Annotated in this window: 13 protein-coding genes; 7 read left to right on the plus strand and 6 right to left on the minus strand. The window is 64.0% G+C overall.

Annotated features, from left to right (window positions below):
- Positions 1-53: 53 nt before the first annotated feature.
- Genes ACI2KG_RS10905 through ACI2KG_RS10925 form a run of 5 tightly spaced genes read left to right on the plus strand, consistent with a single transcriptional unit; the run spans position 54 to position 6,553 of the window.
- Entirely contained in the window at positions 54-3,521 is a 3,468-nt protein-coding gene (locus tag ACI2KG_RS10905; RefSeq protein WP_404661902.1) for a response regulator, read from the plus strand.
- A complete protein-coding gene (locus tag ACI2KG_RS10910; protein WP_201205592.1) occupies positions 3,518-4,339 on the plus strand; it encodes a protein-glutamate O-methyltransferase CheR in 822 nt (273 codons plus the stop codon). The genes ACI2KG_RS10905 and ACI2KG_RS10910 overlap by 4 nt, the downstream gene beginning before the upstream one ends.
- Positions 4,336-4,911, plus strand: coding sequence for a chemotaxis protein CheB (locus ACI2KG_RS10915; RefSeq protein ID WP_404661903.1), 576 nt, complete (start codon positions 4,336-4,338; stop codon positions 4,909-4,911). The genes ACI2KG_RS10910 and ACI2KG_RS10915 overlap by 4 nt, the downstream gene beginning before the upstream one ends.
- The gene (locus tag ACI2KG_RS10920) at positions 4,905-6,131 is read left to right on the plus strand and encodes an ATP-binding protein (protein WP_404661904.1); all 1,227 of its coding nucleotides are present in this window, start codon (positions 4,905-4,907) and stop codon (positions 6,129-6,131) included. The genes ACI2KG_RS10915 and ACI2KG_RS10920 overlap by 7 nt, the downstream gene beginning before the upstream one ends.
- A gap of 44 nt (positions 6,132-6,175) precedes the next feature.
- Positions 6,176-6,553: a response regulator gene (locus ACI2KG_RS10925; RefSeq protein ID WP_404661905.1), complete on the plus strand. Its 378-nt coding sequence runs from the start codon at positions 6,176-6,178 to the stop codon at positions 6,551-6,553.
- A gap of 178 nt (positions 6,554-6,731) precedes the next feature.
- Here ACI2KG_RS10925 and ACI2KG_RS10930 read toward each other — a convergent pair whose 3' ends face one another.
- Genes ACI2KG_RS10930 through ACI2KG_RS10940 form a run of 3 tightly spaced genes read right to left on the minus strand, consistent with a single transcriptional unit; the run spans position 6,732 to position 9,372 of the window.
- Entirely contained in the window at positions 6,732-7,313 is a 582-nt protein-coding gene (locus tag ACI2KG_RS10930) for a TetR/AcrR family transcriptional regulator (protein ID WP_404661906.1), read from the minus strand.
- Between the two features lie 12 nt (positions 7,314-7,325).
- Positions 7,326-8,174: a 3-hydroxybutyryl-CoA dehydrogenase gene (locus ACI2KG_RS10935; protein WP_404661907.1), complete on the minus strand. Its 849-nt coding sequence runs from the start codon at positions 8,172-8,174 to the stop codon at positions 7,326-7,328.
- 13 nt (positions 8,175-8,187) lie between these two features.
- Positions 8,188-9,372, minus strand: coding sequence for an acetyl-CoA C-acyltransferase family protein (locus ACI2KG_RS10940; RefSeq protein WP_404661908.1), 1,185 nt, complete (start codon positions 9,370-9,372; stop codon positions 8,188-8,190).
- 170 nt (positions 9,373-9,542) lie between these two features.
- Between ACI2KG_RS10940 and ACI2KG_RS10945 the strand changes: the two genes are divergently transcribed.
- Entirely contained in the window at positions 9,543-10,553 is a 1,011-nt protein-coding gene (locus ACI2KG_RS10945) for an AraC family transcriptional regulator ligand-binding domain-containing protein (protein WP_404661909.1), read from the plus strand.
- Between the two features lie 131 nt (positions 10,554-10,684).
- Here ACI2KG_RS10945 and ACI2KG_RS10950 read toward each other — a convergent pair whose 3' ends face one another.
- Positions 10,685-11,122 carry a carboxymuconolactone decarboxylase family protein gene (locus ACI2KG_RS10950; protein ID WP_404661910.1) on the minus strand — a complete coding sequence of 146 codons (438 nt, stop codon included), beginning with the start codon at positions 11,120-11,122 and terminating at the stop codon, positions 10,685-10,687.
- Positions 11,123-11,323: 201 nt separating this feature from the next.
- Here ACI2KG_RS10950 and ACI2KG_RS10955 point away from each other — a divergent pair, with 201 nt between their 5' ends.
- On the plus strand, positions 11,324-12,520 hold the full coding sequence (locus tag ACI2KG_RS10955) for a cyanate transporter (protein ID WP_404661911.1): 1,197 nt from the start codon (positions 11,324-11,326) through the stop codon (positions 12,518-12,520).
- Here the strand turns inward: ACI2KG_RS10955 and ACI2KG_RS10960 are convergent.
- Positions 12,513-13,946: a PLP-dependent aminotransferase family protein gene (locus ACI2KG_RS10960; protein ID WP_404661912.1), complete on the minus strand. Its 1,434-nt coding sequence runs from the start codon at positions 13,944-13,946 to the stop codon at positions 12,513-12,515. The genes ACI2KG_RS10955 and ACI2KG_RS10960 overlap by 8 nt on opposite strands.
- Positions 13,947-14,131: 185 nt before the next feature.
- On the minus strand, positions 14,132-14,470 hold the full coding sequence (locus ACI2KG_RS10965; RefSeq protein WP_400617219.1) for a hypothetical protein: 339 nt from the start codon (positions 14,468-14,470) through the stop codon (positions 14,132-14,134).
- Between the last annotated feature and the right edge of the window lie 225 nt (positions 14,471-14,695).

The raw sequence follows: 14,695 nt of genomic DNA on the forward strand, positions 1-14,695 counted from the left end.
ACGACTGATCCGCCACCCTATTCAATGCACTTTTTTTGCTCGGGCGTTTTCTCATGATTCAAGCAGCCTCGATGGACCAGCGAAGCTTTCGCAAGCTGTTGAGCCGCAATATCGGCCTTCCCCTGGGGGTCGGCCTGTTGGGCGCCGTGGCCTTTGTCGCGGTGATCAACTACCTGCTCTCGGCCATGCAATGGGTCGAGCACACCGACCGGGTGATCGGCACTGCCAACGAAACGGTCAAGCTGTCGATCGACCTGGAAACCGGCATGCGCGGCTTCCTGCTGACCGGTGACGAGCGTTTCCTCGACCCCTACGAGGTGGCCAAACCGCGTATTCTCAGTAGCCTGCAAAGCCTGCGTGGCATGGTTGAGGACAACCCGCAGCAAGTCGACCGCATCGACAGGCTGGTTGCGTTGCAACAAGCGTGGAACGAATTTGGCAGCAACATGATTGATCTGCGCCGCAATGATGGTGCCTATCGGGAGCTGATCGGCAATGGCCGCGGCAAGCGCCTGACAGATGAGATACGCAAAGAATTCGACAACCTCATCGGCACCGAACAGCAACTGCGCATGGCCCGCAACGACAAGGTCAGCACTGTCACCGTTACGGCGATTTCGGCCTTCGTGTTGTTCATCGTCGGCCTGAGCGCCTTGTTGGCCTACCTCGGGCGGCGCGACCTGTTGGCGTTGTCTGGCAGCTACGACGAAAACCTCCAGGCCCAACAGCGTTCGGCCGAGCGACTGGAGCACCAGGCCTGGCTGCGCAACGGGCAAACCCAGTTGGCCGAACAGGTGCTGGGCCAGTTGACCCTGCCCATGCTCGGCGACAACATCCTGCGCTTCTTCGCCAGCTACCTGGGCAGTGTGGTCGGGGCGCTGTACGTACGTGACGAGCATGGCCGACTGGTACGCGTGGCCAGCTATGGCCTGGATGCCGAGCAAATGGCCCGCGAGCAGGTACTGGGCGATCACGAAGGCCTGTTGGGCCAGGCGGTACGCGAAGACCGAATACTGCGCCTGGATGAACTGCCAGAGAGCTACTTCCACCTTAGCTCCGGTCTGGGCAAGGGGCTGCCCCGCAGTGCCCTGGTGATGCCGGCCAGCGATGGCGGGCAGATCAACGGCGTGCTGGAGCTGGGCTTCCTGCGTGCGTTGCAAGACCGCGACGGTGAACTGCTGCAGCGGGTGGAGGATAACGTCGGTATCGCCATTGAAAGCGCCCGTTACCGCCAGCGCTTGCAGGAAGTGCTGGCCGAAACCCAGCAGCTGAACGAAGAGCTGCAGGTGCAGCAGGAAGAACTGAAAACCGCCAACGAAGAGCTGGAAGAGCAGTCCCGCGTGCTCAAGGAGTCCCAGGCCCACCTGGAGACCCAGCAGGCTGAGCTGGAGCAGACCAACGAGCAGCTGTCCGAGCGCACCGAGGCGCTGGACCGCAAGAACGACGAACTGGTCCAGGCCCAGGAAGAGCTGCAGGCACGCGCGGATGAACTGCAGCGTTCGAGCAAGTACAAGTCCGAATTCCTGGCCAACATGTCCCACGAGTTGCGCACGCCGCTGAACAGCTCGCTGATTCTGGCGAAGCTGCTGGCGGAGAACGCTGAAGGCAACCTCAGCGGCGAACAGGTGAAGTTTGCCGAGTCGATCTACTCGGCCGGCAACGATCTGCTCAACCTGATCAACGATATCCTCGACATCGCCAAGGTTGAGGCCGGCAAGCTTGAAGTGCGGCCCGAGACGACGCAATTGGCACGCCTGGTCGAAGGCCTGCGCGGCATGTTCCAGCCGTTGGCCGGGCACAAGGGCCTGGCTTTCGAGGTGACTGCCGAAGCGCAGGTGCCGGCTACCCTGTTCACCGACCGCCAGCGCCTGGAGCAGATTCTCAAGAACCTGCTGTCCAACGCTATCAAGTTCACCGAACGTGGTCAGGTCAGCCTGAACATCGGCTACCAGCCTGGCAGCGGCATCGTGTTTGCCGTGCGTGATTCCGGCATTGGTATTGCCGCCGACCAGCAGCAGGCTATATTCGGGGCCTTCCACCAGGTCGATGGCACCAGCAATCGTCGCTATGGCGGTACCGGCCTGGGTCTGTCGATCTCCCGCGACCTCGCCCATTTGCTGGGCGGGCACATCAGCGTCGACAGCAGCCCGGGGCAGGGCAGCGTGTTCAGCCTGGTATTGCCGGAGCGCTACGAGAACCTGACGCAGGACGTCGAGCCCCTTAGCCTGCGCCCGGCCGTCGATGCACTGCCACCGGTGCCGCAAGTGTCGGCGGTGGCCGCGCCGAAGCGCCCTGTGCAGACCTTTGCCGACGACCGCGAACGGGCACCCTTCGGCAACCGCTGCATTCTGGTGATCGAAGACGAACCGAACTTCGCTCGCATTCTCTTCGACCTGGCCCATGAGCTGGGCTACAGCTGCCTGGTGGCGCATGGGGCCGACGAAGGCTTCGAACTGGCTGCCCAGTACATCCCCGATGCGATCCTGCTGGACATGCGCCTGCCGGATCATTCCGGCCTCACCGTGCTGCAACGCCTCAAGGAGCAGGCCAATACCCGGCACATTCCGGTGCATATCATTTCTGTCGAGGACCGCGTCGAAGCCGCCATGCACATGGGCGCCGTCGGCTACGCGGTCAAACCCACCAGCCGCGAAGAATTGAAGGAAGTGTTCGCCCGCCTGGAGGCCAAGCTGACGCAGAAGCTCAAGCACATTCTGCTGGTGGAAGACGACGACCTGCAGCGCGAGAGCATTGCCCGCCTGATCGGCGATGACGACGTCGAGATCACCGCCGTGGGCATGGCCCAGGATGCGCTGGCGCTGCTGCGTGAAAACATCTACGACTGCATGATCATCGACCTCAAGCTGCCGGACATGCTCGGCAACGAGCTGCTCAAACGCATGACTGCCGAAGATATCCGCGCCTTCCCGCCGGTGATCGTGTATACCGGGCGCAACCTCACCCGCGAAGAAGAAGCCGACCTGCTCAAGTACTCGCGCTCGATCATCATCAAGGGCGCCCGCTCACCCGAGCGCCTGCTCGACGAAGTGACGCTGTTCCTGCACAAGGTTGAATCGCAGTTGTCCAACGAACGCCAGCGCATGCTCAAGACCGCGCGTAGCCGCGACAAGGTGTTCGAAGGGCGCAAGGTGCTGCTGGTGGATGATGACGTGCGCAATATCTTCGCCTTGACCAGCGCGCTGGAGCACAAGGGTGCGATCGTCGAGATCGGCCGTAACGGCCGCGAGGCCATCGAGCGCCTGGAGCAGCATGACGACATCGACCTGGTGCTGATGGACGTGATGATGCCGGAAATGGACGGCTTCGAAGCTACCCGGCTGATTCGCCAGCAAGCGCGCTGGCGCAAGCTGCCGATCATTGCCGTGACCGCCAAGGCGATGAAGGATGACCAGCAGCGTTGCCTGCAGGCCGGTGCCAATGATTACCTGGCCAAACCAATCGACCTGGACCGCTTGTTCTCGCTGATCCGTGTCTGGCTGCCGCAACTGGAGCGAATTTGACTAGCGAACGTAACACCGACATCGAAATCCGCTTGCTGATCGAGGCCATCTACCTCAAGTACAGCTACGATTTCCGCAACTATTCCGGCGCTTCGATCAAGCGCCGGATCCTGCATGCGCTGCGCCAGTTCGACTGCCTGACGGTATCGGCGCTGCAGGAGCGCGTGCTGCACGACCCGGGCATGTTCATGCAGTTGCTGCAGTACCTGACCATCCCCGTCAGCGAGATGTTCCGCGACCCGGGGCACTTCCTGGCACTGCGCAACGAAGTGGTGCCGCTGCTGCGCACCTGGCCGTCCATCAAGGTGTGGATTGCTGGCTGCAGCACGGGCGAAGAGGTGTACTCGATGGCCATCCTGCTGCGCGAGGAAGGCCTGCTGGAGCGCACCATCATCTATGCCACCGACATCAACCCGCACTCGCTGGACAAGGCCAAGCAGGGTATCTACTCGATGCAGAGCATGCGCGAGTACGCCGAAAACTATCGTATCGCCGGCGGGCGCCGAGACTTTGCCGAGTACTACACGGCAGCCTACGGCAACGCGATCATGGACAGCACCCTGCGCGACAACGTGACGTTTGCCGACCACAGCCTGGCTACCGACAGCGTGTTTTCCGAAACCCAGCTGGTGTCGTGCCGCAATGTGCTGATCTACTTCAACAAGGAACTGCAAGACCGTGCCTTTGGCTTGTTCCATGAGTCGCTGTGCCATCGTGGCTTCCTGGTGCTGGGCAGCAAGGAGTCGGTGGATTTTTCCGCTTACAGCGAGCGTTTCGAGCCGCTGGTCAAGCCTGAACGGATCTATCGCAAATCATGAACGGCGTGCACGCGGTGGTGATCGGTGCCTCGGCTGGTGGCGTGACGGCGCTGTTTACCGTACTGGGCGGGTTGCCGGAAAGCTTCGCCATCCCGGTGCTGTGTGTACTGCACCTGCCGGATGACCGCCACAGCCAGCTGGCCGAGGTGCTGCAGCGGCGCCTGCACCGTCCGGTGAGCGAGGCGCGGGACAAACAGACGATCCAACCCGGGCAGATATACGTGGCCGGGCCGGGTTACCACCTGTCGGTGGAGCGTGACTTCACCCTGTCGCTGAGTCAGGAACCGCCGGTGCATTTTTCCCGGCCGGCCATCGACTACCTGTTCATTTCCGCGGCCGATGCCTATGGCGCCGGCCTGCTTGGCGTGTTGCTCACCGGTGCCAACGAAGACGGCGCCCAAGGGCTTGCCTACATCAAGAACAGCGGCGGCCGGACCATCGTCCAGGACCCCCGCGACGCACAGGTTGCGCTGATGCCCGAGGCCGCCCTGGCCCTGCATCAGCCTGACCATATTCTTACCCTGAGTGGCGTCGAGCGGTTGCTCGCTGCCCTGGAGCCTAGCGCATGCTAAGCCACACCATCGCCAAACTGCTGATCGTCGACGACCTGCCGGAAAACCTGCTGGCCCTCGACGCCCTGATCCAGGGCGAAGACCGCGAGGTGCACCAGGCCCAGTCTGCCGAGGCCGCATTGTCGCTGTTGCTCGAACACGAGTTTGCCTTGGCCATTCTCGATGTACAGATGCCGGGCATGAACGGCTTTGAACTGGCCGAACTGATGCGCGGCACGGAAAAGACCCGCAACATCCCGATCGTCTTCGTCACCGCCGCCGGGCGCGAGATGAACTACGCCTTCAAGGGTTACGAAAGCGGGGCGGTGGACTTCCTGCACAAGCCGCTCGATACCCTGGCGGTGAAGAGCAAGGTGTCGGTGTTCGTCGATTTGTACCGCCAGCGCAAGGTGCTTGACCGCCAGTTGCAGGCGCTGGAGCGTAGCCGCCAGGAGCAGGAGGTGCTGCTGGCCCAGTTGCAGACGGCTCGCGGTGAACTGGAGCACGCGGTGCGCATGCGCGATGACTTCATGTCGATCGTCTCCCACGAGGTGCGTACCCCGCTCAACGGGCTGATCCTGGAAACCCAGCTGCGCAAGTTGCACCTGGCACGTGGCAACCTGGCAGCGTTCACTGGCGACAAACTACAGGCCATGGTCGAGCGCGACGAGCGGCAGATCAATAGCCTGATTCGCCTGATCGAAGACATGCTTGATGTCTCGCGCATCCGTACCGGCAAATTGTCGCTACGGCCTAAAGCCTTCGATCTGAGCCAACTGGTGCGTGGCTTGGTGGAAAACTTTACCGCCCAGGCCATGGCGCTGGAAACGCATATCGAATTGCAGTGCTGCGAGCCATTGCAAGGTGAGTGGGACGAATTCCGTATTGAGCAAGTACTGGCCAACCTGTTGTCCAATGCCTTGCGCTACGGTGAGCGCAAACCGGTGCAGGTGCGTGTGTACGAGCAGGGCGGCCTGGCCTGTGTGCAGGTACAGGACCACGGCATCGGCATTGGCATGGCCAACCAGCAGCGGATTTTTCAGCAGTTCGAACGGGTGGCCAGCCAGCATGCCAGCGGTGGTCTGGGGTTGGGGCTGTATATTTCGGAGCAGATCGTGCATGCCCATGGCGGGCGTATTCTGGTGGACAGTGAAGAGGGCAAAGGTGCTACCTTCACCTTGCAATTGCCACTGGCTACATTCGAACAACAAAACGACCAGGCGCGGGCAACCTCTGCGTGAGCCTGGGGTCTGATGGCCAACTGTATGTATTTCAAGGCGTTAACATGAGTGAAGATGCACAAGACGTGGTGCTGGTGGTTGAGGATGAACCGGCGATCCGCATGATTCTGCGTGACTACCTCGCTGGTGAGGGCTACCACGTGCTGGTAGCCGAAGATGGTGAACAAGCGTTCGCCATCCTGGCGAGCAAGCCGCACCTGGACCTGATGGTGACCGACTTCCGCTTGCCGGGCGGGGTCTCCGGGGTGGAGATTGCCGAGCCGGCGGTGAAGCTGCGGCCGGACCTGAAGGTGATCTTCATCAGTGGCTACCCGGCAGAGATCCTCGAATCCGGCAGCCCGATCACCCGCAAGGCACCGATCCTGGCCAAGCCGTTCGACCTGGATACCCTGCACGAGCAGATCCAGACGCTCCTGCGCTGAAAGCCATTCTTCAGGCGGAGTGCGGTCCCTGGTAGGAGCGGCCTTGTGTCGCGAAAGGGCCGCGAAGCGGCCCCAGGATACCAGCGCAAATGCAAAACTTGCTGGGGCCGCTTCGCGGCCCTTTCGCGACACAAGGCCGCTGCTACAGGATCTGTGCATGTCTTGAAGGCGGCGCAAATCAACCCAGGGTCCGCTCCAACCCACCCACCAACAGGCTCTCCATCAACCCCACCCCCTGAGCCTCGGGCAGCGCCTGCAACATCCCCGGCAACTGGTTAAGCAAGGTGGCCACCACATGCGCCGTGGCCACCAGGGCTTGCCCTTGCAACTTTGCCTGCGGCGCAATCAGCCGCAGCAGCCCCGCCTCGTAACGCGCACGCAACTGGGCCAGGCGCCGTTGCTGATCGTGGCTCAGGCAACAGAAATCCCGCTCTGCCAGACGAAACTGCAACGGCCGCTCGGCATGCAGCTGCCAGTGCGCGGCAATCAGGCAGCTCAACGCCGAAGTCCCCCGTGCCATGGCTCTGCGGCCCTGGTCGAGGGTGGCCTGCAATTCCTCGTACAGCTCCTCGATCAGGTCGAACAGCAGGTCTTGCTTGCTGGGAAAGTGATGGTACAGCGAGCCGGCTGTCAGCCCGACATGGGCCGCCAGCTCGCGCATGCTGACCTGGCCAAAGCCCTTTTCGGCAAACAGCGCCATGGCCCGGTCACGTCGCTCTTCAAAGTTGGCACAGCGCATCGCGGCATTGATCGGGGGCATGGCGCCTGTTCCTCAGTAAGTGAAGAAGCCGCGGCCGCTCTTGCGCCCCAGCCAACCGGCCGCGACCATTTCCTTGAGCAGCGGGGCAGGGCGGTACTTGCTGTCGTTGAAGCCCTCATGGAAGGCCTCCATGATTGCCAGCAAGGTGTCCAGGCCGATCAGGTCGGCCAGTGCCAACGGGCCGATCGGCTGGTTGCAGCCCAGGCGCATGCCGGTGTCGATGTCCTCGGCACTGGCCAGGCCTTCCTGGCGCACGAAGATCGCTTCGTTGATCATCGGCACCAGGATGCGGTTGACTACAAAGCCTGGGCGGTTGCCGGCGCTGATTGGGGTCTTGCCGACCTTTTCCGTGACCAGCAGCGCCTGGGCGTAGGTGCTGTCGCTGGTCTGCAGCCCACGAATGATCTCGACCAGCGCCATCATCGGCACCGGGTTGAAGAAGTGCACGCCAATGAAGCGCTCGGGGTGCTCGATGCTGGCGGCCAGCTGGGTGACCGACAGCGACGAGGTGTTGGTGGCGATCAGGCAGTCGGCAGCGACGTTGGCTGCCACCTGCTGCAGGATGCGCTGCTTCAGCTGCAGGTTCTCGGTGGCGGCCTCGATCACCATCTGCGCAGTGCCGAGCTGGCTGTAGTCGGTGCTGGTGCGGATACGCGTTTTCGCGGCTGCAGCCTCTTCGGCGTCAAGTGTGCCTTTGCTGACCTGGCGCTCCAGGTTCTTGCTCAAGGTGGCCACGCCGCGCTCCAGCGCCGCGTCGGAAACATCCACCAGCAGCACCCGGTAGCCAGCCACTGCGCACACTTGGGCAATGCCGTTGCCCATGGTGCCGGCGCCGATCACGGCGATCTGTTCAATGCTCATGCATCAGGCTCCCTCAAACGCGCTCGAAGACGATGGCGATGCCTTGGCCGCCGCCGATGCACATGGTGGCCAGGGCATAGCGGCCCTGGATGCGCTGCAGCTCATGGATGGCCTTGGTGGCGATGATCGCGCCGGTGGCACCTACCGGGTGGCCGAGGGAAATGCCCGAACCGTTGGGGTTGACCTTTTCCGGGTCGAAGCCCAGCTCGCTAGCCACGGCGCAGGCCTGGGCGGCGAAGGCTTCATTGGACTCGATCACGTCCAGGTCCTGGACCTTCAGGCCGGTCTTTTCCAGCACCTTGCGGGTGGCAGGGATCGGCCCCAGGCCCATCAGCTCGGGTTCTACCCCGGCATGCGCGTAGCCGACCAGGCGGGCCAGCGGCTTCAGGCCCAGGCGGCGCACGGCGTCACCGCTTGCCAGTACCAGGCCGGCGGCGCCGTCGTTGATACCGCTGGCGTTGCCGGCGGTGACGGTGCCGTCTTTCTTGAACACCGGCTTCATGCCGGCCAGTTGCTCGGCGGTCACGTCGCCACGCACATGTTCATCGACGCTGAACTGCACGCTGCCTTTGCGGGTTTTCAGCTCCACCGGCACGATCTGGCTGGCGAAGCGGCCTTCGGCAATGGCGCGGGCGGCGCGGCGCTGGCTGGTCAGGGCCAGTTCGTCCTGCATTTCACGGGTGATGCCATGTTTGGCCGCGACGTTTTCGGCGGTGATGCCCATGTGGAAGTGCTCGAACGGGTCATGCAGCACGCCAACGGTGTAGTCGATGCCTTGCAGGTCACCCATGCGTGCGCCCCAGCGCGCTTGCGGCAGCAGGTAAGGGCCACGGCTCATGGATTCGGCGCCAGCGGCAATGGCCACGTCGGTATCGCCCAGCAGCAGGCCCTGGGCTGCCGAGACGATGGCCTGCAGGCCCGAGCCGCACAGGCGGTTAACGTTAAAAGCCGGGGTTTCCTTGGGGATGCCGGCGTTCATGGCCGCTACCCGCGCCAAGTAGGCGTCACGGGGTTCGGTAGGAATCACGGTGCCCATCACCAGATGGCCGACTTGCTCGGCGGCCAAGCCCGAGCGCTCGATGGCGGCGCGGGTAATGGCGGTGGCCAGGTCGGCCAGCGGCAGGTCCTTGAGGGAACCGCCAAAGCCACCAATGGCTGAACGGACGGCACTGACGACGTAGATTTCTGCGCTGCTCATAGAGGCTCCGATTGCGAAGGCATGGCGGGACCGGGCCCGGCTCTGCGAGAATGGCCGGCAAGGTCCCGGAGTGGGTCCGAGTCTAGGCAAAGGCTCTGTTGCAGCCTATGCCGGAACTGTTCAAACAACCTGGCACTTTTTGCCACTCAGCATAGACAGCGAAAACCGCCATGCGCGATAGCGATTCGGTCGCCGTGTACTTTCTCAATGCCATGCTCCACGCCCTGCGCGACAGCCCCGCCGAGCGTGATGCACAGTTGCGCGCGGTGGGCATCGACCCGCAGCTGCTCGACCAGCCCCAGGCGCGGGTGCCGGCCAAGGCGTTCGCGCAACTGTGGCTGGCGTTGATCCAACGCCTGGACGATGAGTTCTTCCGCCTCGACAGCCACGGCATGCCGCTGGGCAGTTTTGCCCTGATCTGCCGGGGGCTGATTCTCGAACCCAACCTGGAGAAGGCCCTGCGCCAGTGCATGGGTGGCTTTGGCCTGTTCCTGCGTGACCTGCGCGGCAGCCTCACTTTACGCGGTGGGCGGGCGCTGATCAGTGTGCAGTCGAGTATCGCCGACCCGCTGACCCGGGTGTACGCCGAGGAAACCTACCTGGTGCTGATGGTCGGCATGCTGTGCTGGCTGGGCGGGCGGCGGATCGCCATAGACCGCACCGAGCTGGCAGTGTCGCGCCCGGCCCAGGAGGACGACCTGCTGTTGTGGGGGCCAGACCTGCGCCTGGGCAGCGGGCGCACCGAGGTAGAGTTCGACAGTGCCTGCCTGCGCCAGCCGGTGGTGCAGGACGTGGCGGCCTTGAAGACCTTCTTGCGCAGTGCGCCGCAAGGGCTGGTGATCCGCTTTCGCAACCAGAACGGGCTGGTGGCCGAGGTGTACCGGCACCTGCGGGCACGCCGTTACGGGCAATGGCCGACCTTGGCCGCGCTGGCACAGCAGCAGGGGGTGAGTGCCAGTACGTTCCGCCGGCAGCTGGAGCGCGAGGGGCGGTCGTACCAGCAGATCAAGGATGAGGTGCGCCGGGCGATGGCCTTCGAGCGCTTGCGCGAAGGCGAGCTGAGCATTGCCGAAATAGCCGAACAGGCGGGGTTTCAGGAGCCCAGTGCGTTTCACCGGGCGTTCAAGAAATGGACCGGGCAGAGTCCGGGGAGCTATCGGGCGCGGTTGGCGGGGCGTTAGCGTTTACCTGTACTGGCCCTATCGCCGGCAAGCCAGCTCCCACAGGTACGCCACAGAATTTGAACACCTGTGGTGTACCTGTGGGAGCTGGCTTGCCGGCGATAGGGCCAATACAGGCAATCAGTTGAAGATCAGGCCGGCACCATGGCAAACCCGACCCCAAAGCGGTTCCAGGCATTGATGGCGGCAATCGCCAAGGTCAGGTTGGCCACTTCGGCCGGCTCGAAGTGCTCCTGCAGGGCTTCGTACTGCCCTTGTGGTGCGCCCTGTTCAGGCAGGCGGGTCAGGCTCTCGACCCAGGCCAGCGCCGCACGTTCACGCGGGGTGAAGTAGGCCGTTTCCTGCCACACGCACAAGGTCTGCAGGCGTGCTTCGGTTTCACCGGCCTTGCGTGCATCGTTGGCGTGCAAGTTGACGCAGTAGGCGCAGCCGTTGATCTGCGAGGCGCGCAGGCGTACCAGTTCCAGCAGCGAATTGTCCAGGCCGCTCTTGGCCAGGGCCTGTTCCAGGCCGACCATGGCTTTGTAGGCTTCGGGTGCGTGTTTGGCCCATTCGATACGGTTGTGCATGGCAGTCTCCAAAAGGTGTGGGGTGGCAATGACGCTACTGTAGCGCTGTGCATGGGCCGCCCCGATAGCCAATTGCGCCCATAAGCGGGAGGCCAATCGTGCATTCAGGTGGCCACTGACAAGCATCCAATCTCTTCATTTCTGCCAGCCCGGCCAAGCCGGGATAATGGCTGGGTCTTGCGAGAAGAGAACCGATTCACAATGAGCGCTGCACTGAACCTGTTGCTGGTGATCCTGCTGGCACTGAACCTGCGACCGATCCTGACCAGTATCGGCCCGTTACTCGAACCCATGCGTGCCAGCACCGGCCTGGGTTACCAGCAGGCGGCCCTGCTGACGGCGCTGCCGGTGCTGTGCATGGGCCTGATGCCGTTGTTGCAGCCGTGGCTACGGCGCTGGATCAGCGAGCATGGCGGCATGCTCGGCGGCCTGGCAGCGATTGCCTTGGCCTGCCTGTGGCGCCTGCAGCTGGACAGCGCCTGGGCGTTGATTGCCAGTGCGGTAGTGGCCGGTTTGGGCGTGGCGGTGGTGCAGGGCATGATGCCGGGGCTGGTCAACCGCTGGTTCCCCGGGCGCCTGGCCGGGGCCATGGGCCTGTATTCGGCGGCACTGATGACTGGCGGCGGCCTGGCGGCAGTGCTCGGGCCACACATCAGCGGCCACTTCGGCCACTGGCAGGCCGGCCTGGGCCTGTGGGCGATCCCGGCCGTGCTGGCGGTGCTGGCCTGGGCCGTGCTGCGGCCACGCCACGATGCGCCAAAGTTGGCGGGGGCCACAGGCGGGCACTGGTTCGGCACCCGCCGGGCGTGGTTGCTGGCGCTGTACTTCGGCCTGATCAATGGCGGCTACACCAGCATGGTGGCCTGGTTGCCGGCCTACCACATCGAGCACGGCGGCAGTGCCCAGGGCGGCGCCGACCTGGTCGGCCTGATGACCATCTTCCAGGTGGCCGGCGCGCTGGGGCTACCGTTGTTGCTGCGGCGCTGGGCGGACCGCCGCCCGGGCCTGTGGTTGGCGCTGGCGATCCAGCTGGCCGGCTTCCTCGGCCTGCTGCTGGCGCCGACGGTGGCTTCGGGGCTGTGGGTCGCGATGATCGGTTTTGGCCTGGGCGCCTGCTTCAGCCAGAGCCTGACGCTAACCCTGGAGCACCTGAAAACGCCCGCCGAAGCCGGCAGCCTGGCAGCGTTCGTGCAGGGCATCGGCTTTATCATCACCGGCATCGTGCCGTATATCACCGGCTGGCTGCGCGATGTCAGTGGCGATTTCCAGGCTTCATGGACGCTGCTGACCGTGACGGTGTTGGCGATGTTGCTGGTGACCGCCTGCTTCAACCCGCGCGGCTATGCGGCGGCGATCGCCCGCCCGCCAGCCGCGGGTAAGGCGGCCCCGGTCAGCTGAGGCGTTGCAGGGTATCGCGCACCCGGTCCAGCGCCGGGTCGATGTCCAGCAGTTCGATGGCGCCGAAGCCCAGCAACAGCCCCGGGCGTACTGGCGCTTCGCTGAAGAACGGCGCCAGCGAATACAGGCCGACTTCCACCTTGCGCGCGAGGTTCGCCAGCAGTTCCACATCGACCTCGGGTTTGGCCAGGGCGCTGAGGTGGAAGCCGGCGCTGGCGGGAATGGCGTCGAACCACGGCGCCAGGTCGCCGCCCAGGCGTGCCAGGATGCGCTCGCGGCGGGCATTGTAGACGTCGTGGCAGCGGCGGATGTGCCTGTTCAGGTGGCCCTCGCCAAGGAAACGCGCCAGCGCCCATTGCAGCAGGGTCGGGCTGTGCCAGTCGCTGAGGTGCTTGGCCACACAAGCGGCCTGCAGCACCGCCGGCGGCAACACGGCATAACCCAGGCGCAGCTCGGACAGCAAGGTTTTGGAAAACGTCCCCACATAAGCCACCAGGCCATGCCGGTCGAGGCGCTGCAGCGCGTCCGAGGCCGGCCCGTGGTAGCGGAATTCGCAGTCGTAGTCGTCCTCGATAATCAGCGCCCCCAGCTCGGCAGCCCGCGCCAGCAGGGCGTGGCGGCGGGGCTCGCTCATCGGCATGCCCAGCGGGAACTGGTGCGAAGGCGTTACGTAGATCAGCCGGGTACCGTCGGCGATCTGCTCTACGCACAGGCCTTCAGCATCCACCGGTACCGATTGCAGGCGTGCACCCAGCGCCAGGAACAGTTGCCGTGCCGGCGGGTAGCCGGGGTCTTCCATGGCCACCTGGCAACCTGGTTCGACCAGCACCCGGGCGATCAGGTCCAGTGCCTGCTGGGCACCGTTGCACACCAGCAGGTCGGCGGCGCTGCAATGTACGCCACGGGCGTAGGCGACATGATGGGCAATGGCCTCGCGCAGCTCCGGCAGGCCCTGGGCCGGAAATTGCCGTTCGGGGTGGCGCTGGCTGCGGCGCAGGGCGTAGTTCAGGCAACTGCGCCATTGGTCGAACGGGAACTGTGCCTTGCTTGAAGCGCCGCCGATGAAGTCGTAGCGCGAGGGTGTCTGCAGTTGGCGTTGGGCGAGCACCGTGGCACGCTGCTGCCAGCGCTCGAGAGCCGCGGCGCCGGCCAGGGGGATGCCAGCTGCTCCGCTGCTGCGTAGCGGCTGGCGTAGGGTGATGAAGGTGCCACGGCCGACCACGCCGCTGAGCAGGTTGTCGTAGGTCAGGCGTGAATAGGCCTCGGCCACGGTCTTGCGCGAAACGCCCAGTTGTTCGGCCAGCAGGCGGGTAGGTGGCAGCTGGGTGCCGGCAGCCAGGTGGCCGCTGTCGATACCGGCGCGCAATTGCTGGTAAAGCTGGTCGGCCAGGCCTTTACGGCCCTCCAGGCGGATGTGCAGTTCCATGGGGCGGTCCGGAGCGGGGGAGTGCTCAGGATAGCGGATTGGCCAGGGAACAGCATGGGGCCGCTTTGCGGCCCAATCGCCGGCAAGCCAGCTCCCACAGGTACCCACAATGCTCAGGTTCAGCGCAGACCTGTGGGCGCTGGCTCGCCGGCGATGGGCTGCAAAGCAGCCCCAGAAATGACGGGTCAGAGCCGGGCGGTGCTCACGGTGATATAGCCCTTGTCCGCCACCGCTATGCGTATGACGGTTTCGTCCGCTGGCGCCTTGCGGTTGCGCTTGATGCACACGCCGTCCACTGTGGCCGCCCGCATATGCTCGGTAATGGCCCGCCCGTTCAAGTCGAAGAACACTGCGCTGGCCAGTAGCTCGATGCGTTCGATCAACAAGCGGGTCTGCTCATCCGTCGCACAGAAGAACATCACCCCCGACAGGTGCGGGTCTTCATCGGGGTTGTTGATGTCATGGGCAAGCATTTCGCGCAGGCTGTTGCGCAGTTCGGCAATGGAGCGGGCGTACACGTGCATGCGGAGTTTCCCCTGGACAGTCATCGCATGCCGATCTTGTTTTCTTCAGGTTGAACGGGCAAGTAGGGCGAATCTGAGAGCCTTGTGGGAAATCTCTGATTCTCCTCCGATGGGGGTAATTTATAAGGCGCGAGTCTTGTTGAAGGCGCCCAGGTGCATGCCTTGGGTTTTGAGGTGATGCACAAATCGAGCGCCGCCCGCGCGGCGCATCGCGGCACAAGGCCG

Source organism: Pseudomonas sp. NPDC089407 (assembly GCF_044900445.1).
In the GTDB taxonomy this organism is placed as follows: Bacteria; Pseudomonadota; Gammaproteobacteria; order Pseudomonadales; family Pseudomonadaceae; genus Aquipseudomonas.